The organism is Leucobacter iarius, assembly GCF_039530105.1.
Lineage (GTDB): Bacteria > Actinomycetota > Actinomycetes > Actinomycetales > Microbacteriaceae > Leucobacter > Leucobacter iarius.
The window spans coordinates 940,398-964,178 of record NZ_BAAAOB010000001.1 but is presented as its reverse complement, the minus strand read 5'-3'; the positions used below and the strand labels follow the sequence as shown (position 1 = coordinate 964,178).

General features: G+C 70.5%; 21 protein-coding genes. 10 read left to right on the top strand and 11 right to left on the bottom strand.

The window, feature by feature from the left end; translation table 11 throughout:
• The gene (locus ABD169_RS04160; RefSeq protein WP_046456079.1) at positions 1 to 1,440 is read right to left on the bottom strand and encodes an NAD(P)H-quinone dehydrogenase; all 1,440 of its coding nucleotides are present in this window, start codon (positions 1,438 to 1,440) and stop codon (positions 1 to 3) included.
• A 174-nt stretch (positions 1,441 to 1,614) separates the two neighbouring features.
• Here ABD169_RS04160 and ABD169_RS04155 point away from each other — a divergent pair, with 174 nt between their 5' ends.
• Both ABD169_RS04155 and ABD169_RS04150 read left to right on the top strand, forming a co-directional pair.
• Positions 1,615 to 4,311 carry an aminotransferase class I/II-fold pyridoxal phosphate-dependent enzyme gene (locus tag ABD169_RS04155; protein ID WP_344029671.1) on the top strand — a complete coding sequence of 899 codons (2,697 nt, stop codon included), beginning with the start codon at positions 1,615 to 1,617 and terminating at the stop codon, positions 4,309 to 4,311.
• Between the two features lie 9 nt (positions 4,312 to 4,320).
• Positions 4,321 to 5,784 carry a SulP family inorganic anion transporter gene (locus ABD169_RS04150; RefSeq protein WP_344029668.1) on the top strand — a complete coding sequence of 488 codons (1,464 nt, stop codon included), beginning with the start codon at positions 4,321 to 4,323 and terminating at the stop codon, positions 5,782 to 5,784.
• A 10-nt stretch (positions 5,785 to 5,794) separates the two neighbouring features.
• Here ABD169_RS04150 and ABD169_RS04145 read toward each other — a convergent pair whose 3' ends face one another.
• The gene (locus ABD169_RS04145) at positions 5,795 to 6,676 is read right to left on the bottom strand and encodes an Lrp/AsnC family transcriptional regulator (protein ID WP_046456082.1); all 882 of its coding nucleotides are present in this window, start codon (positions 6,674 to 6,676) and stop codon (positions 5,795 to 5,797) included.
• Positions 6,677 to 6,914: 238 nt separating this feature from the next.
• Between ABD169_RS04145 and ABD169_RS04140 the strand changes: the two genes are divergently transcribed.
• The 7 genes from ABD169_RS04140 (at position 6,915) to ABD169_RS04110 (ending at position 12,821) form a co-directional block, all read left to right on the top strand.
• On the top strand, positions 6,915 to 7,700 hold the full coding sequence (locus ABD169_RS04140) for an amino acid ABC transporter ATP-binding protein (RefSeq protein WP_046456083.1): 786 nt from the start codon (positions 6,915 to 6,917) through the stop codon (positions 7,698 to 7,700).
• The gene (locus ABD169_RS04135) at positions 7,690 to 8,889 is read left to right on the top strand and encodes a TIM barrel protein (protein WP_344029665.1); all 1,200 of its coding nucleotides are present in this window, start codon (positions 7,690 to 7,692) and stop codon (positions 8,887 to 8,889) included. Before ABD169_RS04140 ends, ABD169_RS04135 begins: the two co-directional genes overlap by 11 nt.
• A gap of 80 nt (positions 8,890 to 8,969) precedes the next feature.
• Positions 8,970 to 9,827: a transporter substrate-binding domain-containing protein gene (locus ABD169_RS04130; protein ID WP_344029663.1), complete on the top strand. Its 858-nt coding sequence runs from the start codon at positions 8,970 to 8,972 to the stop codon at positions 9,825 to 9,827.
• Between the two features lie 51 nt (positions 9,828 to 9,878).
• Entirely contained in the window at positions 9,879 to 10,577 is a 699-nt protein-coding gene (locus ABD169_RS04125; RefSeq protein ID WP_046456086.1) for an amino acid ABC transporter permease, read from the top strand.
• Positions 10,578 to 10,582: 5 nt separating this feature from the next.
• Positions 10,583 to 11,344: a BtpA/SgcQ family protein gene (locus tag ABD169_RS04120; protein ID WP_344031634.1), complete on the top strand. Its 762-nt coding sequence runs from the start codon at positions 10,583 to 10,585 to the stop codon at positions 11,342 to 11,344.
• The gene (locus ABD169_RS04115; RefSeq protein ID WP_052961491.1) at positions 11,341 to 11,850 is read left to right on the top strand and encodes an ureidoglycolate lyase; all 510 of its coding nucleotides are present in this window, start codon (positions 11,341 to 11,343) and stop codon (positions 11,848 to 11,850) included. Before ABD169_RS04120 ends, ABD169_RS04115 begins: the two co-directional genes overlap by 4 nt.
• Positions 11,847 to 12,821, top strand: coding sequence for a carbohydrate kinase family protein (locus ABD169_RS04110; protein ID WP_344029661.1), 975 nt, complete (start codon positions 11,847 to 11,849; stop codon positions 12,819 to 12,821). Before ABD169_RS04115 ends, ABD169_RS04110 begins: the two co-directional genes overlap by 4 nt.
• 52 nt (positions 12,822 to 12,873) lie before the next feature.
• Here the strand turns inward: ABD169_RS04110 and ABD169_RS04105 are convergent, their stop codons facing one another.
• The 9 genes from ABD169_RS04105 to ABD169_RS04065 all read right to left on the bottom strand — a co-directional run bounded on the left by ABD169_RS04105 (position 12,874) and on the right by ABD169_RS04065 (position 22,085).
• Positions 12,874 to 14,511: an amidohydrolase gene (locus ABD169_RS04105; RefSeq protein WP_344029660.1), complete on the bottom strand. Its 1,638-nt coding sequence runs from the start codon at positions 14,509 to 14,511 to the stop codon at positions 12,874 to 12,876.
• 101 nt (positions 14,512 to 14,612) lie between these two features.
• Positions 14,613 to 15,791 carry an NAD(P)/FAD-dependent oxidoreductase gene (locus ABD169_RS04100; protein WP_344029658.1) on the bottom strand — a complete coding sequence of 393 codons (1,179 nt, stop codon included), beginning with the start codon at positions 15,789 to 15,791 and terminating at the stop codon, positions 14,613 to 14,615.
• A gap of 12 nt (positions 15,792 to 15,803) precedes the next feature.
• Positions 15,804 to 16,160: a cupin domain-containing protein gene (locus tag ABD169_RS04095; RefSeq protein ID WP_344029655.1), complete on the bottom strand. Its 357-nt coding sequence runs from the start codon at positions 16,158 to 16,160 to the stop codon at positions 15,804 to 15,806.
• A 15-nt stretch (positions 16,161 to 16,175) separates the two neighbouring features.
• Positions 16,176 to 17,549 (bottom strand): NAD(P)/FAD-dependent oxidoreductase, encoded by a 1,374-nt coding sequence (locus ABD169_RS04090; protein ID WP_344029651.1) that lies wholly within the window; start codon positions 17,547 to 17,549, stop codon positions 16,176 to 16,178.
• Between the two features lie 43 nt (positions 17,550 to 17,592).
• Positions 17,593 to 18,642, bottom strand: a complete 1,050-nt coding sequence (locus ABD169_RS04085) for an ABC transporter ATP-binding protein (RefSeq protein ID WP_046456092.1) — start codon at positions 18,640 to 18,642, stop codon at positions 17,593 to 17,595.
• Positions 18,626 to 19,432 carry an ABC transporter permease gene (locus tag ABD169_RS04080; protein ID WP_084821157.1) on the bottom strand — a complete coding sequence of 269 codons (807 nt, stop codon included), beginning with the start codon at positions 19,430 to 19,432 and terminating at the stop codon, positions 18,626 to 18,628. The genes ABD169_RS04085 and ABD169_RS04080 overlap by 17 nt, the downstream gene beginning before the upstream one ends.
• Positions 19,429 to 20,313, bottom strand: coding sequence for an ABC transporter permease (locus ABD169_RS04075; RefSeq protein WP_052961492.1), 885 nt, complete (start codon positions 20,311 to 20,313; stop codon positions 19,429 to 19,431). Before ABD169_RS04075 ends, ABD169_RS04080 begins: the two co-directional genes overlap by 4 nt.
• 10 nt (positions 20,314 to 20,323) lie before the next feature.
• The gene (locus tag ABD169_RS04070; protein WP_046456093.1) at positions 20,324 to 21,448 is read right to left on the bottom strand and encodes an ABC transporter substrate-binding protein; all 1,125 of its coding nucleotides are present in this window, start codon (positions 21,446 to 21,448) and stop codon (positions 20,324 to 20,326) included.
• A gap of 61 nt (positions 21,449 to 21,509) precedes the next feature.
• Positions 21,510 to 22,085, bottom strand: a complete 576-nt coding sequence (locus ABD169_RS04065; RefSeq protein WP_344029643.1) for a helix-turn-helix domain-containing protein — start codon at positions 22,083 to 22,085, stop codon at positions 21,510 to 21,512.
• 259 nt (positions 22,086 to 22,344) lie between these two features.
• On the opposite strand from ABD169_RS04065, the gene ABD169_RS04060 reads away from it, so the two are divergent.
• The gene (locus ABD169_RS04060; protein ID WP_425560944.1) at positions 22,345 to 23,760 is read left to right on the top strand and encodes an MFS transporter; all 1,416 of its coding nucleotides are present in this window, start codon (positions 22,345 to 22,347) and stop codon (positions 23,758 to 23,760) included.
• The last annotated feature ends 21 nt before the right edge of the window (positions 23,761 to 23,781 follow it).

The following is a 23,781-nucleotide window of genomic DNA, read 5'->3' as shown; positions in this document are numbered from 1 at the left end:
TCACCGCTGGTGCAGCGCGCGGGCCGCGTCGGTGATCGCGCCCGTCATCGACGGGTAGACCGTGAACGCCGAGGCGACCTGGTCGACCGTGAGCCGGTGCTCGACGGCGAGGGCGAGACCGAAGATGAGCTCGCTCGCGCGGTGGGACACGATGACGCCGCCGATGACGGTGCCGGAGGCCTGCCAGGCGAACAGCTTCACGAAGCCGTCGGTGAAGCCAATCATCTTCGCGCGCGGGTTCACGCTGAGCGGGATCGTGTGCGAGATGGCCTTGGCCATGTCGCTCGCGTCGGCGAGGCTGTGCTCGTTCCAGCCGACGGTCGCGATCTCGGGGTAGGTGAAGACGTTCGACGAGACGTTGCGCAGGTCGATGGGGCGCACGAAGTCGCCGAGCGCGTGCATGATCGCGGTGCGCCCCTGCATCGCCGCGACCGAGGCCAGCGGGTAGAAGTCGGTGCAGTCGCCGGCCGCGTAGATCGACGGGATCGAGGTGCGCGCGACCTTGTTGACGTGGATGTGCCCGCTCTCGGTCAGGCCGACACCGGCCTCCTCGAGGCCGAGCCCCGCGGTGTTGGGGATCGAGCCGACGGCCATCAGGCAGTGCGACGCCTCGATGGTGCGGCCGTCGGAGAGCTCGACGAGCACGCCGTTCTCGGTGCGGGTCACGGAGTCGGCGCGCGACTTCGACATGACGTTCATGCCGAGGCGCTTGAACTCGCGCTCGATCACGGCCGCCGCGTCCTTGTCCTCGCCGGGGAGCACCTGCTCGCGGCTCGACACGAGGGTGACCTCGGCGCCGAGCGTGCGGTAGGCGTTCGCGAACTCGGCACCGGTGACGCCGGAGCCGACGACCACGAGGTGCTCGGGGATCGCGGGCAGGTCGTACAGCTGCTTCCAGGTGAGGATCCGCTCGCCGTCGGGCTTCGCGCTGTCGAGCTCGCGCGGGCTCGCGCCGACCGAGACGACGATGGTGTCGGCCTCGATGCGGTCGAAGTCGGTGCCCTCGGCGCCCGCCGTGGTCGCCACGACCACGGCGTTGGGACCGTCGAGGCGGCCCTCGCCGTGCACGATGCGCACGCCGGCCTGCTCGAGGGTGCGGTGCATGTCGTCGGACTGCGCCGCCGCCATGGCGAGCAGGCGCTTGTTGACGGCCTTGAGGTTGACGGCGATCTCGGGGCGGACGGGCTTGCCGTCGCCGCCGGGCACGAACGCCTGCACGCCGAGCTTGCCCGAGTCGCGCACGGCCTGCACGCCGCCGGCCGTGCCGATGAGGCTCTTGGAAGGGACCACGTCGGTGAGCACGGCGGCCCCGCCGACGCCGACTCTCTCGATGAGGGTCACTTCGGCCCCCAGCTGGGCGCCCGCGAGCGCCGCCTCGTATCCGCCGGGACCGCCGCCCAGCACCGCGATCCGGTGCTTCCGATCGAACGCATTCGCCATGCCTCACAGTCTATGCGCCCGCGCGCCCCTCCGGCTGTCCGGGATGCCGGGCGACCGGGGCCGTCATCTTGACCGTCGGGGCATACCTCTCCGCGTAGACTCGGACACCGAATCGCACCGGGGGGACAGCTCGGAGCGTGGCCTGCGCACCGCTGCCCGAAGGAGACGTCACCGATGACCCCCACGCTTGAGAACCAGCTCGAACGCGATCCGGGCATGCCGGCGAGCAGTTGGCGGTTGCGCAGCGATGCGTGGGAGTTCCTGCGCTTCGCCGTGAAGCGGATCGCGCTCGAGGGGAACTCGGGCGATGCGCTCGCGAGCGACGGCGAGATCCGCCGTTCCCTGAGGGCCCTCGAGACGATCGAGCTCTACTGGGCCGGCTTCGGCCAGCGCTACGTGCGCCAGATCGGCGAGCTGCTGGCGCAGGGCGATGCCGCGGGCGCGCTCGATCGCATCGGCCGGGTGGTCCACCGGCTGCGCCGCACCACGGTGCCGGGTTCGGCGGAGGACTCGTTCGACGACGCGGAGCTCGCCGAGCAGCAGGACGATCAGGATCCCCGCCCGCGCTTCGAGGTGCTGCTCGTCGATGAGACGACCGCGGGCGACCGCGACGCGCTCTACGCCGAGGCCCAGCGACTGCGCACCAGCGCCGACGCGTTCATCTACGACTTCGTGATCGTGCCGTCCGCCGACGACGCCATCGCCGCGCTGCTCACCAACCCCAACATCCTCGCCTGCATCGTGCGCCCCGGGTTCAGCGACCGCAGCCGCCAGGCGCTGAGCCGCGACCTGCGCGACTCGATCGAGCTGGCGCATCAGCAGCAGCCGGGGGCGGCACCCGCGTCCTCGCGGAGCGCGCTCGCCTCGGTGCACCGGGTCATGCAGCTCGCCGACACGCTCGCCGCGCTGCGACCGGAGGTCGACCTGTACCTCGTCGCGGGCGCCCACATCGAGGATCTCGCGGGGGCCCTCACACACCGGTTCCGCCGCGTGTTCCGCCGGGAGGATCAGCTCGAGCTCCACCTCTCGCTGCTGCGCCGCGTCTCCCACCTCTACGACACCCCGTTCTTCTCGGCGATCCAGGATCATGCCCGCCGTCCGGTCGGCGTGTTCCACGCGCTCCCGGTCGGCCGCGGCGGCTCGGTCGTCAGTTCGAAGTGGATCCGCGACCTCGCCGATTTCTATGGCATGAACCTGCTGCTCGCCGAGACCTCGGCCACCTCGGGCGGGCTCGATTCGCTGCTCGCGCCCACGGGGGCGATCAAGAAGGCGCAGGATCTCGCGGCCCGCGCCTTCGGGGCGCACCGCACCTTCCTCGTGACCAACGGCACCTCGACGGCGAACAAGATCGTGCACCAGGCGCTCGTCGAGCCCGACGACGTGGTGCTCGTCGACCGCAACTGCCACAAGTCCCACCACCACGCCCTCATGCTCACGGGCGGGCGCACCGCCTACCTCGAGGCGTACCCGCTCAACGACTTCGCGTTCTACGGCGCCGTTCCGCTCAGCCGGATCAAGCAGCTGCTCCTCGACTACCGGGCCGCGGGCCGGCTCGACGAGGTCCACATGATCACGCTGACGAACTGCACCTTCGACGGCATCGTCTACGACCCCGAGCGCGTGATGGCCGAGTGCCTCGCGATCAAGCCCGACCTCGTGTTCCTCTGGGACGAGGCCTGGTTCGCGTTCGCGGCCTTCCACCCCGTGACCCGGCGCCGCACCGCGATGGCCGCGGCGAAACGGCTCGAGGGCCGGCTCCGCTCCGCGGCGCACGCGTCCGCGTACGAGGAGCAGCGCGCGCGCCTCTTCGATCCCGAGACCGGCGCGCCGCGCGACGACGCGGCCTGGCTGTCCGAGCGGCTGCTGCCCGCGCCCGATGCCCGGATCCGCGTGTACGCCACCCAGTCGACCCACAAGACGCTGACCGCGCTGCGACAGGGATCCATGATCCACGTGTACGACCAGGACTGGGCGCTCGAGGCCGAGTACGCGTTCCACGAAGCGTTCATGACCCACACCTCGACCTCGCCGAACTACCAGATCCTCGCCTCGCTCGACCTCGGCCGGCGCCAGGTGGAGCTCGAGGGCTTCGAGCTGGTGCAGCGCCAGCTCGACCTCGCGACGAGCCTCGCGCAGGCCGTCGCGCGGCACCCGCTGCTGCGCCGCACCTTCCGGGTGCTGACCGCCCACGACCTCGTCCCCGCCGACTACCGCGGGAGCAGCCGGCCGATGCCGCTGCGCGACGGACTGGCCGAGATGTGGCGGGCCTGGGACGACGACGAGTTCGTCGTGGACCCGAGCCGGGTCACCATCGAGATCACGCGCACGGGCGTCGACGGCGACACGTTCAAGCACCAGTACCTCATGGACCAGTACGGGATCCAGGTCAACAAGACGAGCCGCAACACCGTGCTGTTCATGACCAACATCGGCACCTCGCGCAGCGCGATCGCGTACCTCATCGAGGTGCTCGTGAAGCTCGCGCAACGGTTCGAGCGGGATCGCGTCGCCCACGGCCTGCCGCCCGTCGCGTCCGACGCGGAGGAGATGCCGCCGCTGCCCGACTTCAGTGCGTTCGCGCCGGCGTATGCGCACGGTTCCGGGCTGCCGGACGGCGATCTGCGTTCCGCGTTCACCGACGGGCAGCGCCGCCAGCTGATCGAATACGTCACGCCGGAGGAGCTGCGCGAGCGCGTCGGCCGCGGCGAGGAGCCGGTGTCCGCCGGGTTCGTGACGCCCTACCCGCCCGGATTCCCCGTCCTCGTCCCCGGCCAGGTGATCACGGCCGAGGTGCTCGACTTCATGGCCGCGCTCGACACCCGAGAGATCCACGGCTTCGACCCGGCGAAGGGCTACCGCGTCATCCGCTAGGCTTCCCCGGTGCTCGCTGCCCTGAAGTCCCCGCGCCTCCTCACCCGGGAAGTGCTCGCGGGACTCGTCGTCGCGCTGGCGCTGATCCCCGAGGCGATCTCGTTCTCGATCATCGCGGGCGTCGACCCCAAGGTCGGCCTGTTCTCGTCGTTCATCATGGCGGTCACCATCGCGTTCGTGGGCGGCCGGCCGGCGATGATCAGCGCGGCCACCGGCGCCGTCGCCCTCGTGATCGCGCCCGTGGCCCGTCAATACGGCTTCGACACCTTCATCGCCACGGTGCTGCTCGCAGGCGTGTTCCAGATCGTGCTCGGCGCGCTCGGCGTCGCGAAACTGATGCGGTTCATCCCGCGCAGCGTCATGGTCGGCTTCGTCAACGCGCTCGCGATCCTCGTCTTCGCCGCGCAGTTCCCGCAGCTCATCGGGGTGCCGTGGATGGTCTACCCGCTCGTCGCGGGCGGCCTCGCGATCCTGATCCTGCTGCCGCGGATCACGCGGGTCGTGCCCGCCCCGCTGGTGACCGTCGTCGTCATCACCGTGCTGGTCGTCGTGTTCGCGATCAACGTGCCGACCGTGGGCGATCAGGGCGAGCTGCCGCGCAGCCTGCCCGAACTGTTCGTGCCGAACGTGCCGCTGACCTGGGAGACGTTCACCACCATCGCACCGTTCGCCCTGGGCATGGCCCTCGTGGGGCTCATGGAGTCGCTCCTCACCGCGAAGCTCGTCGACGACATCACCGACACGCACTCGAACAAGACCCGCGAGTCTTGGGGGCAGGGCGTCGCCAACATCGTCTCGGGCCTCTTCGGAGGCATGGGCGGCTGCGCCGTCGTCGGGCAGACGATGATCAACGTGAAGGTGTCGGGAGCCCGCACCCGCATCTCGACGTTCCTCGCGGGCGCCTTCCTCCTGATCCTGGTCGTCGCGCTCGGCGACGTGGTGGCCGTGATCCCGATGGCCGCGCTCGTCGCCGTCATGATCGTCGTATCCGCGAGCACCTTCGACTGGCACTCGGTGCGCCCGTCGACCCTGAAGCGCATGCCGCTCAGCGAGACCCTGGTGATGGTGGCGACCGTGGTCGTCGTGCTCGCAACCCACAACCTCGCGATCGGCGTGGTCGCCGGGGTGTTCGTCGCGTCGGTGCTGTTCGTGCGGCGCGTGGCCCGCGTCGTCTCGGTCGAGCGCGAGCTCACCGAGGTCGACGGGCTGCCGCAGGCGCGCTACACCGTGACGGGCGAGCTGTTCTTCGCGTCGAGCAACGACCTCACGACCCAGTTCGCGTACGCCGAGGATCCGGCGCGCGTCGTCGTCGACCTCAGCCGATCCCACGTGTGGGATGCGTCGAGCGTCGCCGCACTCGACGCCGTGGTCACCAAGTACGGCCACCGCGGAACGACCGTCGAGATCGTCGGGATGAACCCGACCTCGAACGACTTCCACGACCGGCTGAGCGGCGGGCTCGGCGCGAGCTGATCCCGGCGCGTCACTCGTAGCTCTCGCGCACCACGTCCAGGTGCATCCACGAGGTCACGGTGCTGACCCCGTCGAGGGCTCGGATCCCGTCGAGGGCGGAGTGCAGGGAGCGGAGCGTGGGGCCCGAGATGGTCATCACGATGTCGAACTGGCCGACCGCGACCGCGCCGAACTCGACGGCGGGCATCGCCCGCAGCGCGTCGATCAGTTCCGGGTTCTCGCCGCTCAGCCGGAGGCTCGCGCCCATCTGCATCCGGCGCGCCGGGCCCGGATCATCGAGCTCGCAAGTGACCCGCAGCATGCCGCTCTGCGTGAGCCGTGCCAGCCGCGCGCGCACCGCACCGACCGAGAGCCCGACCTCGCTTCCGAGCTCGCGATACGGCATCCGCCCGTCTTCGCGCAGTAGAGCGATGATCCGCGCGTCGGTCCCGTCGGGCGAGGGGAAGACGGTCTCGGTGAGTTCGCTCGCCGTCTCGAACCTGCTCTTGAAGATCCGGACGAACTGGGAGTTCGCGGTCTCACGCACTCCGGGCACTGCGCGGATCCGGGCCAGCAGCTCATCGAGATGCGCCCGGCTCTCCGCCCCCACCTCGACGACCACGTCGCAATTGCCCGCGACCGCGGTGATGAAGGTCGCCTCGCGGAAGCGGTGGAGCGCCTCGAGCACCGGAGCGGTCGCACCGTCGACCCAGATCATCACGTCGCAGAAGGTGTGGATCCCGAGCAGTGCCGGATGCACGTTCGCCACGATCCGCATCGCCCCGCTGTCCAGCAGCGTGCGCATCCGTTCTTGGACCCGACGCCGCGGGACGTCGAGCCGACGCGCGATCTCGCTGACCGGCAGCCGTCCGTTGTCGCGCAGTGCATCGATCAGTGCTCCGTCGAAGTCCATGCCGCCACTTTCTCGTCACCGATTCGTTATACAGAATCTTGCATCGCCGCGCGATCAGTTTTGCACAAGCGAGCCCGATCTGATCATCACCGAAACATCGAGAATGCTCGATTCGGTCAAAAATGCTTGAAATGGGCGCGATCATCCGCATTTCTGCGCTCGCACCGCTCTCCGCTTCCCGCTACTGTCGTCCCTGCGCACCGTCCCAGCGCTGCGCGAGTCACCCGAAGGAGGGCCCGTGGACACACCCGCAGCGCCAGCAGCAACGCCGCTGCTCGATGCGCGCAACCTGCACAAGAGCTACGGAGATCGGTCCGTGCTGCGCGGCGTCGATCTCTCGATCCGTCCCGGGCAGGTCAAGGCCATGCTCGGTCCGAGCGGTTCGGGCAAGTCCACGACGCTCCGCCTCATCAATCTGCTGGAACGCGCCGACCAGGGGACCATCGAGATCGATGGCCAGCGGCTGGGCACCGTCGGCGGGCCCGGGTCCGAACGCCCGGCACCCGAGCGGATCCTCGCGAAGCAGCGGCAGTCCGTCGGCATGGTGTTCCAGCAGTTCAACCTCTTCCCGCACCTGAACGCGACGCGGAACGTGATGAGCGGGCTGACCACGGTGCAGCGCGTGCCGCACCGCGAGGCCGAGGAGCGCGCCGTGATGATGCTCGAGCGGGTCGGCCTCGGCGCCCACGCCGGCAAGTACCCCTCGGAGCTCTCCGGCGGGCAGCAGCAGCGCGTCGCCATCGCCCGCGCCCTGGTGATGGAGCCGAAGCTCATGCTCTTCGACGAGCCCACCAGCGCGCTCGACCCGGAACTCGTCGGCGAGGTGCTCCGCGTGATGGAGGGCCTGGCCCGCGACGGGATGACCATGCTCGTCGTGACCCACGAGACGCGCTTCGCGCGCCGGGTCGCCGACGAGGTCGTCCTGTTCGACGACGGCGTCATCGTCGAGCAGCAGGAGCCCGAGGGCTTCTTCGAGAATCCGCAGAGCGAGCGCACCAAGGAGTTCCTCCGTCATGTCCACTGATCAGAACCACGCGGCTGTTCCCGTTCCGACCCCGACGATCGCCGACGTGCGCGAGTACGTCACCTGCCGGGCCGCCGACCTCGAGGCAGCCGGCCCGGCGATCGCAGATCGCAGCGTCCGGGGCGCCGAGGTGTTCATGGCCGACCTGGCTCCGCGCACCGAGCCCCTCGCGGCGTCCTCCGAGGATCGCGAGCGTCTGCTCGCCGCGCTCCGCGCCGCCCGGGTGCGGCGCGTCCACTCCTCCTACTGGGCGGCCCCGACCCCCTTCGTCGCGGACGTGGGCTATGGGGAGCTCGTCGAACGGTTCGAGGGCAGCGAGAAGGTCCGCGAGTACTTCGGCGACCTCACCGGTGACCACATGTTCGGCCGGTGGCGCGACGAGTACGCGCTCGCCCGCGATCTCGGCGCGGACGCCTACGTGTTCCACCTGATCGACTACATGCCCGTCGACGGCGCCTGGGCGTTCTCGGTCGACCGACGAGCGGTGCTCGACGCCATGATCGTGCTCACCCAGCGATTCCTCCGCGTGCTCGAGCAGCACGGCCTCATCGACGCCGCCTCCCCCGTGATCGAGCTGGAGAACGCCGGCTGGGGACTCGAGTTCGGCGCGCAGACGGCGGACGACTTCGCCCGGGTGTTCGCGGAGGTGCACGATCCGTCGGACCGCCTGCGCCTGGGCTGGGACCTCAACCACCTCCTGCACGCCACCGGGCTGCGCGGCGGCGCCGGATCCTTCCTGCTCCCCGACGTCGAGCTGACGCCCGCGATGCGGGAGCTGGAGCGGAAGGCCGGAGGCGATATCCGGGCCCTGTCCGCGGAGTGGATCGCGCTGAACGTGCTCGACGAGCGGCTCGTCGACCGGGTCTCGGCGCTGCACCTCTCCGACTGCCCGGCGAAGGAGGTCGAGTACTTCCGCAACGGCCTGCTCGCTCCCGAGTACGCCATCGAGGGGACCGTGGAGGAGCGCGCCGACGCGGGACTCCGCATCGTGCTCGACCACTACGACAACCACGTCTGCCTGGGCGACGGCATCCTCGATCCGGCCGAAGTCCGCCGGGTCATCGCCGCCCTCGCCGACCGGCACCCGCTCATGCTCCTGCACGAGCTGAAGAACGCGCCGGACGTCTGGGCCGAGCTGGATCGCCAGCGCGCCCGGCTCTGGTCGGACGCGCCCGCGAGCGCCGTCTGACTCCGGCGCCGCCCACCCTCATCAGGCACCACCCGTTTCATCCCGCACCACACACGAACACGGAATCGAAGGAGATCCCCATGCGACACCGCGCGAAGATCCTGGCCGGCATCGGCGCCGCAGCGATCCTGGCTGCGTCCCTCACGGCCTGCAGCTCGGACGCCCCGACCGACGGCACGAAGGGCGGGCCGGCGGGCCTGCACGAGGCCGGCGTGCTCAACGACTGCGTCGCGCTGAGCTACGAACCGCTCGAGTACTACGAGAACGGCACGAGCGGGAAGGTCATCGGCTGGGACGTCGACGCCGCGCGCGAGGTCGGCAAGCTCCTCGGCGTCGAGACCAAGGTCAACGTGATGGACTTCGACGGTCTGATCCCGGGGCTGCAGTCGGGCAAGTGCGACCTCGTCTGGTCGGGCGCCTACGTCAACGAGAAGCGCGTCCAGGTGGCCGACGCGGTGCCCGTGCTGCGCACCGGTACCGAGGTCGTGCTGCGGAGCAGCGTCGCGGGGCGGGTGAAGGATCCGCTCGATCTCTGCGGGTTGAGGCTCGCCGCGCAGACCGGCACCGAGGACGAGGCGCACGTCAAGGAGGTCAGCGACACGTGCACCGCCGCCGGGAAGAAAGCGATCGAGGTCACCGGATATCCGGGATCGGTCGACGCCGTGCCGGCCATCCGCAGCGGCAAGCTCGACGGCCTCGCGGACACCACCGTGCTGGCGGCGACGCTCGCCAAGAAGAACGACGATCTGAAGGCCGTGCCCGGCCTCTTCCCCTCGAGCTACTGGTTCGGCGCGTTCACGAACAAGGGCAGCAAGCTCTCGCCCGAGGTCGAGCAGGCGATCCACACCCTGATCGAGAACGGCACGCTCGCGAAGCTCGCCGAGAAGTACGGCCTGAACCCCGACGACGTCGCGAAGGTCGACACGAAGGCGCTGTAGCCGACCGGTGCCCCGCGCTCCGGCGCGGGGCACCCATCGAATGAGGTTGAAATGAGCTTTGATCCGTCCATCTTCTGGGAGCAGCTGATCTCCCCGGTCTACCTGCAGGGCGCCGTGGTCGCGGTGCTGGTCGCCCTCGGCAGCCTCGTGCTGGCCGTCGCGATCGGGCTCGCCATCGCCCTCATGAAGTCGTCCAAGAGCCGGGTGGCGCTCGCGTCGGCGAACACCTACCTGTGGTTCTTCCGCGCGCTGCCCTCCATGCTGCTCCTGCTCATCTGCTGGAACGCCCTTCCGCAGCTGATCCCGGCGCTCCGCAGCGACTGGTACAACCCGTTCATCGCGGCGATCCTCGCGCTCGGCATCAGCGAGGCGGCCTACGTCGCCGAGATGCTCCGCTCGGCGCTGATGTCGGTCGACGACGGGCAGCGGCTCGCGGCCCGCGCGCTCGGCATGACCCCGGTGCAGGCCTTCTTCAAGGTCATCGTGCCGCAGGCCACCCGGATCGCGCTTCCCCCGCTCGGTAACGAGCTCGTCGCCCTCGTCAAGCTCACCGCGATCGCGAGCGTGATCTCGCTGCAGGAGCTGCTGCGCGTGGCGACGATCGGCGTGCAGGCGACCTACCGCTACGCCGAGTACTACGCGGTCGCGATCATCTACTACCTGGTCGTCGTCTCGCTCATCATGATCCTCCAGAGCGTGCTCGAGAAGCGCTTCCGGTGGACCTCGAAGAAAGGCCGGATCGCCCGGTGAACGACATGAATCAGCACCCGACCGCCCTCGACCGCTGGCGCGGGCTCTTCCCGACGCCGAAGCCGGTGCTCGCGATGCTCCACCTCGGCGGCGACGGCCCCGCCGAGAAGGTGGCCCGCGCACGCGCCGAGGCGAGCATCCTCGCCGACGGCGGCGTCGACGCGGTGATCGTCGAGAACTACTTCGGCGACTCGGACGACGTGCGGCGCGCACTCGAAGCCGTCTGCGCCGACGCGCCGACGACCGTGATCGGCCTGAACGTGCTGCGCGACCACGAGCTGGCGTTCGCCCTCGCCGAGGAATTCCCGGTCGGCTTCGTGCAGCTCGACTCGGTCGCCGGCCACCTCGAGCCCGCTGACGACGATGAGTATGCGGCTCGGCTCGCGGAGCGCCGCTCGTCCAGCCGGGCGCTCGTGCTCGGCGGCGTCCGGTTCAAGTACCAGCCGGTCCGCTCCGGGCGCACCGAGGCCGAGGACCTCGCACTCGGCGCGCAGCGCTCCGACGCGATCGTCGTCACGGGCGACGGCACCGGCATGGAGACCGCCGTGTCGAAGATCGAGCGGTTCCGAGCCGCTCTCCCGTCCGGGTTCCCGCTCGTGGTGGGCGCGGGCGTGACCGACGCGAACGCCGCCGAGCAGCTCCGCTCGGCCGACGGCGCGATCGTCGGCAGCTTCCTCAAGGACACCTACCGCGACACCGGCGTGGTCGACGCCGCCCACGTGGCACGGCTCATGGACGCGGTGGCCGCCGTGCGGAGCGCGCGGTGAGCGCCGAAGCACCGGTCCGGACGATCACGGCCGAGGCCCTGACCGCGGAGTCCTTCGCTCCCTACGGCAGGATCGTCGCGTTCGACGGGATCGCACCGGAGCTGGTGCGTACCGCGGGTTCCGACTGGACGGACGCCTACGATGAGCGGCCGATCACCCGCGAGACCCCGAGTCTCGGGATGACCTCCGCGCCCGGCGCCCCCTTCGTCAGCACGGTGATGGAGCGCCACGCGAATGTCGAGGAGGCGCTGCTCCCCGCTGGGCGCGCCATCGTGCTCGCGGTGGCTGAGGCGAGTGCGGCGACCGCCCCCGCGTCCGACGACGTGCGCGCCTTCCTGATCCCTCCGGGCGCCGCGGTCGTGCTCGCCCCGGGGACATGGCACGACGCGTGCCGCGGGGCCGACGGCCCCACCTCGTACTACTGGCTCGCGTCCTGCGTCGATTCGGGATCCTCTCCGTGGACCCCGCTCGCGGGCGGACCAGTGAGTGTGGGGGTGGCGGCATGAGTCCGGCACGTGCAACGGGCACGGTGGATGCGCCCGCCGTCTTCATCGGCGATGTGGCGGTCGACGAGTACTTCGCGGCCGACACATGGGTCATGCCTGGCGACAAGACCATCATCGACACGCTCGCCGTCTACATGGGCGGCAGCATCGCGAACGCGGCACGGGTGCACGCGGGCTTCGGCGGACGCACCGAGTTCATCTCGCTGCTGAATCGAGGGGACCTGACGGATCGGATCCTCGCGGATCTCGCCGAGAATCGCGTCGCAGTCCCCCACATGCTCTTCGATGAGGAGATCGGCGACCAGCGCAACCTCATCTTCCTCGTCGACGGCGAGCACGTCGTGATGACGCCCGACGTCGACGAGCGGCCCATGCGGCTGCCGGAGGACGCTCTCGCGGATCTCGCCAGGCCCGGCTACCTCTACACGACGCTCGACCGGGCTCAGCGCCTGCGGCTGGGCGCGCTCGACGCGACCGGGGTGCTGCGGGAGCTGCGAGCTGCCGGGCGCCGGGTCGTCTTCGATCTCGACGTCGGCGGTCTCGCGGAGGGCGACATCGCTCTGATCCGGGGCGCGCACGTCGTCATGATGAACGACCGCGGCTTCGAGGCGTCGTTCGGCGACGGAGCGTCGGAGGCGGAGGTGCGCGCCTGGCTGGTCGCGCACGAGGTCGAGGTGCTGCTCCATTCCCGGGCGGCGGCCGGAGCGATCGTGCACACGGCGTCCGAGACGTTCGAGGTGCCGGGGTACGCCGTTCCGGTCGCGGACGTCACCGGCGCCGGCGACACGCTCGGGGGGTCTCTCGTCTACGGGCTCGGTGCCGGCTGGCCTCTGCGGCGGGCGGCGGGCTTCGCCGTGGCTGCGGCGTCCCGCTCGGTGATGCGCATGGGCCCGAACGGCGGCATCGCGACCGAGGACGACATCGAGCGCTTCGTCGAGGAGTTCGCTCGGGCGGCGGCGCAGACTTCCTGACTTTGGGCTGCGGTGGGGTCCGACCCGGGGCCGGACCCCACCGCTCGTTCCGCTACGCCGCGAACACCACGCGGCCGTCGACCACGGTCAGGCGGATCGGCAGCTCGGGGAGCTCGTCGGGCGAGGTCTCGACCGGATCCTGCGCCCACACCGTGAGATCGGCGACGGCGCCGACCGCGAGCACTCCGCGATCCTCGTGTCCGCGGGCGAGCGCGGGCCACAGCGTGTAGGCCAGCAGCGCCTCCTCGCCCGTGAGCCGCTGCTCGGGTTCGAACACGGCCGCCTGCGGATCGCCCGGCGTGTGCCGTCCGCGCGCCCAGGCCATGCCGAGCCGCGGGTCGTACTGCGCCACGGGCCAGTCGGATCCGAGGGTCAGGCGCACGCCGGTGTCGAGCACGCTGCGCACCCGGTACCCGGTCTCGGCGCGCCCCTCGCCGAGCCGGGCGGCCCAGTTGTCGCTGTGGTCCGCCGCGCGCCACTGCATGTGCAGCGGCTGCATCGAGGCGGTGACGCCCGCATCGCCGCGGCCGGCGTTGAATCCGCGCAGCTGCTCCACGTCCTCGTCGGCGAGCACCTCCAGGTGCTCGATCGAGTGGAACGGCAGGCCGTCGCGCTCGGGCAGCGTCGCGTACACGTCGAGCACCCGGCTCACGGCGTAGTCGCCGACCGCGTGGGTCGCGATGAGCATGCCGGCGTCGTGGTAGGCGCGCACCACCTCGGCGTAGCGGTCCCAGGACGGCCAGAACGGCACCCGGCCGTCGCCGCACGCATCGACCGTGTGCAGCCAGGCGGTGCCGGTGTCGATCACGCCATCGCTGAACAGCTTGATCCCGTCGTTGCGCCAGAGGCGGCCCGACCGGCCCTTGCCGGCGATGGTCCGTGCCACGTCCTCGTCGGTGTCGCCCACCGCGTGCCAGTGGTGCACGGTGAGGCGGTGATCCAGCTCGCCGCGCTCCTCGAGCTCGGCCAGCAGCTCGACCGTGCGGTCCTTGCCGTCCATGATCGCGCCGCCCGTGAGCCCGACCGCCGCGAGCCTGCGGAACATGTCGCGCAGCGCGTCGCGCTCGTCGTCGTGCGACGCCTTCGGCGCCGCGTCGAAGAGCAGGTTGTAGGCGGTCGGTTCGCGCAGCTCGCCGGTCGGGGTGCCGTCCTCGTCGACCACGATCTCGCTCGCATCGTCGAACTCGCGCGCGCCCGTGATGCCCGCGGCGTCGAGCGCCGGAGCGGTCGCGAGGCCCGTGTGCAGGTCGTAGCAGATGAGCGCGATCGGGCGGCCCGGCGCCGCGTCGGCGAGCAGCTCGCCGCGCAGGCCGGTGTGCTCGAACGCCTCGTACTCGAGGTTCCAGCCGCGCAGCCAGGCGCCGTCGGGCAGCCGCGCGTGCTCGGCGGCGATCGCCTCGCGCAGCTGCTCGACCGTCTCGAGTCCGCCGAGGTCGAGCCCCGCGGTCACCTCGGCCGCCCAGTGGGGATGGGTGTGCGAGTCGAAGAGGCCGGGGGTAACCACGGCGCCGTCGAGGTCGCGCACGGGGATCCCCGCGGCGACGGCCTCGGCGCGCACCGCCGCGTCGTCGCCGATCAGCGCGATGCGACCGTCGCGCACGAGGATCGCGGTGGCGCCGGCGTCGGTGTTCGTGTTGGTGCGCAGTCGCGCTCCGACCAGGGCGAGGTCGCCTCCGCGGGTGTCGGTCATGGTGTCGTCCTCTTTCCAATGCTCTGTCGTGCTGCGCGAAGGGCGAACGGTGCTCCCTCGCGGAGATCCTGCGACTCGTGCCTCGCGCAGGATGACGGTTCTCAGTGCCGCCCGATGGCGGCGAAGTGCGCGCGGGGCGTCGGGTCGTCGTCGAAGCGGCGCGGATCCCAGTGTGCCTGGAACTCGGGGTCGCCCGCACCTCCGACGACGAGGTCGGCGAGGTACTCCCCCATGAACGCGGCGTACTTGAATCCCTCGCCCGAGTCGCCGCAGGCGAGCACGACGGTGGGGTGGGTGCGCCCGACCGCGAAGTCGCCATCACCCGAGTCGGTCCAGGTGCACACCTGGGCGCCGAGCACCGTCGGTGGGACCGCCGTGAGGTCGCGTTCGATCCTGGCCCGGATCGTCTCGGTGCGCACGGGCACCGGAGTGCGGTCGAGGTCGTCGCCGAGAGTGCCGCCGGCGAGGCTCCGGAGCGGCTGGTCGAGGCCGACCTTGTATCCGGCGGAGCCGTTCGGCATCGCGTAGATGCCGGGCGCATCGCCGATCGGGCAGTCCACCAGCCCGGGCAGATCGGGGGCCGGCGGGGTGAGCGCGGGATCGCCGAGGTACACGACCTGCTCGATGTACGGGGTGAGCGGCAGTCGCAGCCCGAGTCCGGGCAGCAGCTCGGCCGTGCCCGGTCCGGCGGCGAGCAGCAGCTGCTCGGCCTCGTGCGCGGTGCCGTCGGCGAGGATCGCCCGTGCGCTCGTGGCACCGGGTTCGATCCGCACGACGCGGCTGTTCGGCAGGTACTCGCCGCCCGCGGCGACGAACGCCCGCAGCGCGCCGCCGAGCAGGCGGTCGGCGTGCACGATCCCGGCCTGTTCCACGAGGAGCCCGTCACGGCCGTCGGGCCGGAGGCCGGTGAAGACCTCCCCGACGCGGTCGGCTCCGATCCGTTCGACCGGCTGGCCGATCGAGGCGAGCGACTCGGCCACGGCCGGGAGCGACTCGTCGTCGCGCCAGAGCAGGCCGGTGCGGCGGAAGACCGGCTCGCCGAGCCGATCCCCCAGCCGCTCCATCGCTCCGAGGGTGCCGAGCATGGCCCGGGCCCGCCACACCTGCGTGTCCGAGAGCCGCCAGAGCCGCGAGCTGCCGCCGTTCGAGGCGAACGGGCCGCCCGGCTCGAAGCGTTCGAGCAGGGTGACCTGCCAGCCGAGATCCTGCAGCCGCAGCGCGGCGGGGAGCCCCCAGGCTCCGCCGCCGACGACGATCGCGCGTTCGCGTTCCGTGGACATGGCTCGTTCCGTTCAGTCGGTGATGATCGTGAAGTGCTTGCGCAGCGGCTCGTGCACCCGCCAGGTGCCGCGCCAGCCCGACGGCATCACCATGATGTCGCCCGGGCCGAACTCCGCGGGAGCCTCGCCGTCGGCCTCGACGGTGACGCGGCCCGAGAGGATCGTGCAGATCTCGGTGTAGCCGTCGCGGAACGCGGTGAAGTCGCCGGGCAGGCACTCCCAGAGCCCGGTCTCGATGGGGCTCTGCGCCCAGACGGTCAGGCCCGCCTCGGTGAGCCCATCGGTCAGGGCGGTCGGCTTGGGCGCGTGCGGCCCGAGGTCGAGCGAGTCGGTGCCGTGCACGGCGACGGTGCGGATGGTGTCGTTCATGGGGGTCCTTCCCGGTCAGTGGCCGCGGCCGGTGATCACGTCGGCGATGTGGGCGATCGGCGAGGTCTTCTCGCGCCCGCCGAGCTCGGAGCGGTCCGCGATCCCGTAGGCCGTGTAGAGGCCCTTGGTCGCGATCCAGCGCAGCGGCTCGGGTTCCCACTTGCGGACCTTGTGGTTCACCCACGGCAGACCCGTGATCTCGGTGTCGTTGCCGAGGATCAGGTCGGCGATGGTGCGGCCGGCGAGGTTCGTCGAGGTGACGCCCGTGCCGACGTAGCCGCCGCCCCAGGCGATGCCCGTCTCGCGGTCGAGTCCGACGGTCGCCGCCCAGTCGCGGGGCACGCCGAGCACGCCCGACCACACGTGGTCGATGCTCGCGCCGCGCGTCGCCGGGAAGAAGCGGTGCAGGATCTCGCTCAGGGTGTCGACGGTGCTGAGCGCGGTCTGCCCGTCGGTGTCGGTCTGCGAGCCGTACTTGTAGGGCACGCCGCGGCCGCCGATGGCGATCCGGTCGTCGGCGGTGCGCTGCGCGTACATGTAGACGTGCGCGAAGTCGCCGAGCACCTCGCCCTCGCTCCAGCGCAGTTCGTCCCACACCTCCGGAGCCAGCGGCTCGGTCGCGATGAGCGACGAGTTCATCGGCAGCCAGAGCCGCTTGAGCCCCTTGAGCCCCGCGGTGAAGCCCTCCGTCGCGCGCACGATGTAGTCGGCGGAGACCGTGCCGTGCGTGGTGCGCAGGCGGTGCGGTTCGATCTCGACGACGCGGGTGCGCTCGTAGATCTCGACGCCCAGGCGCTCGACCGCATCGGCGAGGCCCGAAGCGAGCTTCGCCGGCTGGATCCGGGCCGCGTGCGGATGCCAGACTGCCGCCCGGGTGCCGGCGACGTTGATCTTCGCCCGCGCCTCGGGTGCTTCCAGCAGTTCGAGATCGGTCGAACTCCACGACTGCTCCGAAGCCGCGAACGCGCGGATCCGCGCCTCCTGCGCCGGCGTGTAGGCGACGTTGAACTCGCCGCCCTTCTTGATGTCGGCGTCGATCCCCTCGGCCGCGGCCACCCGGATCACCTCGTCGACGGTCTCGTTCATCGCGCGCTGGAACCGCTCGGCCGCGTCGCGACCGTGGGTCGGCACGTACTGCGCCCTCCCGCCGGTCATGGCCGAGGTGAGCCAGCCGCCGTTGCGCCCGGACGCGCCGTAGCCGGCGTGCCGCTGCTCGACCACGACGACGCGCAGCTCGGGACGCTGCCGCTTCAGGTAGTAGGCGGTCCAGAGTCCGGTGTATCCGGCGCCGACGATGGCGACGTCGGCGGTCAGATCGCCCGGCAGCTCGGGGCGCTGCTTCGGGGTGCCGACCTGCTGCCACCAGTGGGAGACGTTGCCGTTGATCATGGGTATCGAGCTTCCTTGCGAGATGTGATGAGGGGTGGGTGGATCAGGCGGCGACGGCGTCCGCCGTCGCGCCGGGTTCGGCGTCGAACACCGAAGCGCGTGCGGGGTCCCAGCTGAGCCAGGCCGACTGCTCGTCGCCCGAGAGCCAGTCGAGCGCACGCGGGCCGCGGACGACGCCGGTCGAGCCGTCGGGCAGCACGACCTCGTACTTCCAGCCGGAACCGAGGTAGATCGCCTGGCGGATCGAGACGGGGATCGCGGGGCGCCCGGCGCCGACCTCGGTGTCGCGGGAGAAGAGCTCCCCGTGCTCGGGACGGACGACGGTGATCGTGCGTCCGTCGTCGCTCAGCACCTTGGTCGACTCGCCGATGAAGCCCGCGACGAACAGCGACGCCGGGGTCTCGTAGAGCTGCTTCGAGGTGCCGACTTGCTCGATCCGCCCGTTGTTGAACACCGCGATGCGGTCGGACAGCGTGAGCGCCTCCTCCTGGTCGTGGGTCACGAACACGAAGGTGCGGCCGACCTCGCGGTGCACGCGCCGCAGCTCGAGCTGCAGCCGCTCGCGCAGCTGCTTGTCGAGCGCGCCGAGCGGCTCGTCGAGCAGCAGCACCTTCGGCTCGAACACCAGCGCCCGCGCCAGGGCGACGCGCTGCTGCTGCCCGCCCGAGAGCTCCTTCGGCGCGCGATCCTCGTAGCCGGAGAGCCCGGCGGTGAGCAGCGCCGCACGCGCTCGGGCCTCGGCCTCCTGCTTCGCCACCTTGCGCTGCCGCAGCGGGAAGGTGACGTTGTCGAGCACGCTGAGGTGCGGGAACAGCGCGTAGTGCTGGAACACGATGCCCAGGTCGCGCTTGTGCACCGGCACGTCGTCCATGCGCTTGCCGTCGATCTCGACATACCCCGCGGTGAGGTCGGTGAACCCGGCGATCAGGTTGAGCGTCGTGGTCTTGCCCGAGCCCGATGGCCCGAGGAAGGTCATGAACTCGCCCGGCTCCACCTGCAACGAGACGTCGTCGAGCGCGATCGATTTCGGGTAGTGCTTCGAGACGCCCGCGAGCAGGATCTCGGCACCGGTCTGGTTACGCCCTTCGGCCACGGTTCTTCCTTCCGGTGAGCACGAGCGCCACGATGACGAGCGTCGTGATGAGCACGAGGATGACGGTCGCGGCGGCCGCGAGCGTCGGATCGGTGTCGCGAGTCACGCTCGCGTACATGAGGACGGGGAGGGTGTTGAGGTAGGGGCTCTTGATGAAGAGGGACAGCATGACCTCGTCGAACGAGGTGACGAACGCGAACAGCGCGCCCGAGACGAGCCCGGGGATGATGTTCGGCAGCGTCACCGAGAAGAAGGTCTTGAGCCGGCTCGCGCCGAGGCTCAGCGCCGCGAGCTCGAGCCGGTCGTCGAAGCCGGCGAAGCCCGCCGTGATCGCGATGACCGTGAACGGCAGCGCGAGCACCGTGTGCGCGAGCACGAAGCCGACGAGCGTGCCGACGAGGCCGAGCTTCAGGAACACGGAGTAGAGGCCGATCGCCACGACGATGCCCGGCACCACCATGGGTGCCAGCAGCCCGATCCGCAGCGTCGACGACGCCCGCTTGCTGGTGAGCGCCCGCAGGCCGAGCGCGGCGAGCAGGCCGAGCACGGTCGCGAGCAGCGCGACCAGCAGGCCGATCAGCAGCGAGTTGCCGAGCGCCGAGGTCCACGCGGGGTTCGAGAAGAACGACTCGTACCAGCGCAGCGACCAGCTCTCGGGCGGGAACACGAACGATGCCTTACCGGTGAAGCTCAGCGGGATCACCACGAGGGTCGGCGCGATCAGCCAGACCGCGACGAGGATGCTGAACGCCCACAGGATCCCGCGCGTGAGCGGAGTGACACGGATCATGAGAACACCTCCACCGCGAGGCCGCGTTTCTTCGCCCCGCGCGCCACCAGGCCGACGAGGCCGAGCAGCACGAAGGTCGATACGAGCAGGATCACGCCGAGCGCACCGCCGCGGCCCCACTGGAGCAGGCTGCTGACCTGCGCGTAGATGGCCTGGGCGAGCATGCTGTCGGATGGCGAACCCAGCAGCGCGGGTGTGACGTAGAAGCCGAGCGCCTGGATGAACACCATCAGCGCGCCCGCGGCGATGCCGGGGAGCGACAGCGGCAGGAACACCCGGAAGAAGGCCACCGACGGCCGGGCGCCGAGCGAGCGGGCCGCGGTCACGAGCCGGCCGTCGATCCCGCTCATCACCGCGTAGAGCGGCAGCACCATGAACGGCATGAGCACCTGGCTGAGGCCGATGAGCACGCCGGTGTTGCTGCGCAGCAGCTTGACCGGGCCGAGGTTCAGCAGTTCGAGGAAGCTGTTCACCACGCCGGAGTCCTGCAGCAGCACGATCCACGCGAAGGTGCGGATCATGAGCGAGGTCCAGAACGGGATCAGCGCGATCACCACGAGCCAGGCGCGTGCGCGAGGGCCCACCACCGTCATGAGGAAGGCGTACGGGTACGCGAGCAGCAGGCAGATGACGGTCGCCAGCGCGGCGTTGCCGAAGGTGCGCAGCAGGATCCCGATGTTCTGGGAGTTCTCGAAGGCCCAGACGTAGTTGTCGAGGCCGGGCTGCGGGTCGCTGACGCTGCGCCACATGCTCTCGAACACGGGGTAGGCGAAGACGCCGAGCAGTAGCGCGTACGCCGGCAGCAGGAGCAGGAGCGCCCGGACCGGTGCGCGCCGCGAGGTGTTCGCGGCGCGCACCACCGGGATGTTCGTGGTCGTCACGATGAACCGATCAGCCCTGCAGCCACTTCGTCCAGCGCTCGAGCTCGGAGTCGTAGTTCTCGGCCCACCACTTCGCGTCGGTCGGGACCATCTGCTTCGCGATCTCGGGTGCCGTGGTCAGGTACTCCTTGCCGAGCGCGTCGAGCTTCGGCTCCGCCTCGGTGTTGACCGGCGAGTACGAGGTCAGCTCGGTCAGCTTCTCCTGCTGCTCCTTGCCGAGGTAGTAGTTGATGAACGCGAACGCGGCATCCGGGTTCTTCGCGTTCTTCGGCACGCCGAGCGCCTCGGTGATCTGCAGCGCCTGGTTCCAGATCGGCTTGTAGTCGGCTCCGTTCTTCACGGCGGCGTAGCCGCGGCCCGACCAGACGAGCGCCATGTCGGCCTCGCCCGATTCGATCATCTGCTGCGACTCCGCGCCCGTCTTCCAGTAGATGAGGCTGCTGCGGATCCCGTCGATGCTCTTGTACGCGCGATCCATGTCGAGCGGGTAGAGCTTGTCGGGGGCGACGCCGTCGGCGAGCAGGGCGCCCTCGTAGATGCCGGGGCCCACGTCCTCGAACCCGGCGATGGCGCGCTTGCCCGGGAACTTCTGGGTGTCGAAGAAGTCCTTCCACCCGGTCGGCGCGGTGGGGTACTTCTTCGCGTTGTAGAGGATCACGTAGCCGTACTGCATTGCGGGCACGTAGCAGTCGCCGACGAGCCCGTCGGGCACCTTCGACGTGTCGATGATCTTCTTGTCGATCGGCATCAGCAGGCCCTTGTCGCCGCACTGCTTCTGCGCCCAGATGATGTCGGTGTCGACGACGTCCCAGGTGACCGCGTTGTTGTCGACCTGCGCCTTCACCTTCGCGTACTCGGTCGGGCCGTCCTCCAGCACGGTGGCGCCCGAGGCCTTCGCGAAGGGCTTGCCCGCAGCGTCCATCTGCCCCTTCTGGAACACGCCGCCCCACGAGACGAAGGTGACGGTCGAGCCCTGCAGCGCGCCCTCCTTGACCGTTCCGGCCTTCGCGGGACCGCTGCCGAGATCGGCCTTGGGCGCGGTTCCGCCCGAGGCGCAGCCGACGAGCAGTGCGCCCGCGCCGAGCAGTGCGAGGGACGACGCGACCGCGCGTCGCATCCGCTTGGGTGATGACATGGTGTGATCCTCTCCGTTGATGATCAGGGGTGGTCGGCCGGCCCTCGCGGGCGCGGTCGGGTTATGCGCCGTGCGCCTCATCGGGCGTCGGCGGGCTGTTGATCCAGATGACCCGGGCCTCGGCCTCGGACTCGTTCACGATGCGGTGCGGCACCGAGCTCAGGAACTCGATCGAATCGTCGCGCGACATCTCGAAGCGCTCACCGCCGAGCTCGAACACGACGGTGCCCTCGATGACGACGAACATCTCCTGCGCGTTGCCGTGCGTGTAGGGGTTCGCCCCCGTGCTCGCGCCGGGGGCGAACTCTCCCGCGTAGACCTCGAGGTTGCGCAGCGGCGGCAGCGAGAGCACGAACTTCTCGACGCCGAGCGCGCCCTCGAGTCGGGGACGGCGATCCGCGCGGAGCACCCCGCGCGTGTGGGCGGCGCGCTCGTCGAGCAGCTCGGCGGGCGAGACGCCGAGCGCGCCGGCGATCTTGCGCAACGAGGCGACGCTCGCGTTGGTGCGCCCGTTCTCGAGCTGGCTCAGGAAGCTGGTGCTCACGCCGGCCGCGGCGGCGAGCGCGCGCAGGCTCATGCCCCGCAGCTCGCGGAAGGACGCGACCCGCGGGCCGAGGTCGTCTTCGTGATCCGTCATGGTTCTCCTTCGAACCGTTCAGCTCCGCGATCGCGGGACTGAACCCGGATCGCCATCTCACTGAACACTTCGTTCAGTGACGTCCCGCTCACCGTACAGTCCCCGCGGCCGGAGCACAAGGGCCCGATCCGGGGGAGGCGTAGGCTGTCGGAGTCCCCGCCACAAGCGGGGTCGGCCCGAAGTTGCGCACTGAGCACACCCACGGCTCGGTTGCACAGTCCGTGCACCGTCCGTCCCGCCCCTCAGTGAAAGCCGTTCCGTGTCAGCCACGAATCCCCCAGCAGCCTCCCCGACCGCGCCGTCGCAGCCCCGCAACAAGCCGGCGCAGGTGATCCTCGCCAGCCTCATCGGCACCACCATCGAGTTCTACGACTTCTACGTCTACGCGACGGCGGCCGTGCTCGTGTTCCCGGTGCTCTTCTTCCCCACCGGCAACGAGACGACCGCGCTCGTCGCGTCCTTCGCGACATTCGGCGCGGCGATGCTCGCCCGCCCCATCGGAGCGGTCGTCTTCGGCCACCTCGGCGACCGGCTCGGACGCAAGACCACGCTCGTCGCCTCGCTCCTGACCATGGGCATCGCCACGTTCCTGATCGGCCTGCTGCCGACCCACGAGAACATCGGCGTGTGGGCGGCGGTCCTGCTGCTGATCCTCCGCCTCGCCCAGGGCTTCGCCCTCGGCGGCGAGTGGTCGGGCGCGGCGCTCGTCGCCACCGAGAACGCGCCCGCGGGCAAGCGCGCCTGGTACGGCACCTTCCCGCAGCTCGGCGCGCCCATCGGCTTCATCATCGCGAACATGCTGTTCTACGCGATCAACCTCGGACTCGCCGATCCCGACAAGCCGGGCATCGCCTCCGAGGCGTTCCTGCAGTGGGGCTGGCGCGTGCCGTTCCTGTTCTCGGCGCTCATGGTGATCGTCGGCCTCTGGGTCCGCCTGCGCCTCGTCGAGTCGAACGCGTTCGAGCGCACCCGCGAGACCGGCCAGGTGAAGCGCATGCCGCTCGCGGAGGCGTTCACGCGGCACTGGAAGGCGCTGATCCTCGGCACCTTCGCGATGCTCGCCACCTACGTGCTGTTCTACCTGATGACCTCGTTCACGCTGACGCTCGGTACCCGCCCCGGCCGCGACGCCGCGAAGGCCGCCGCCGAGAAGGCCGGCACCCCGTTCGATGCGGCGTCGTACGTGCCGGGCCTCGGTTACACCTACAACGACTTCATCCTGATGCTCGTCTTCGGCGTGATCTTCTTCGGCATCTTCACGCTCGTCTCGGGTCCGCTGGCCGACCGCTACGGCCGCCGCCGCACCCTGATCTGGGTGACCGCCGCGATCGCGCTGTTCGGCTTCACCTTCGTGCCGCTGCTCGGCGGAGGCACCGCGACCGTGATCTTCTTCCTGGCGCTCGGCTTCACCCTGATGGGCCTCACCTTCGGCCCCATGGGCGCGTTCCTGCCCGAGATGTTCCCGACCAACGTGCGCTACACGGGCTCGGCGATCGCCTACAACGTGTCGTCGATCCTGGGTGCCGCGCTGGCGCCGCTCGTCGCGGTGTGGCTGTGGGGGCTCGCCGACGGCAGCCCGGTGCTCGTCGGCCTGTACCTCACGGGAGCCGCGGTGCTCACCCTCGTCTCGCTCATTCTGACGCCCGAGACGAAGAACATCGACATCGAGGCCTAGCGCGGCCCCAGCGGGCTCGCC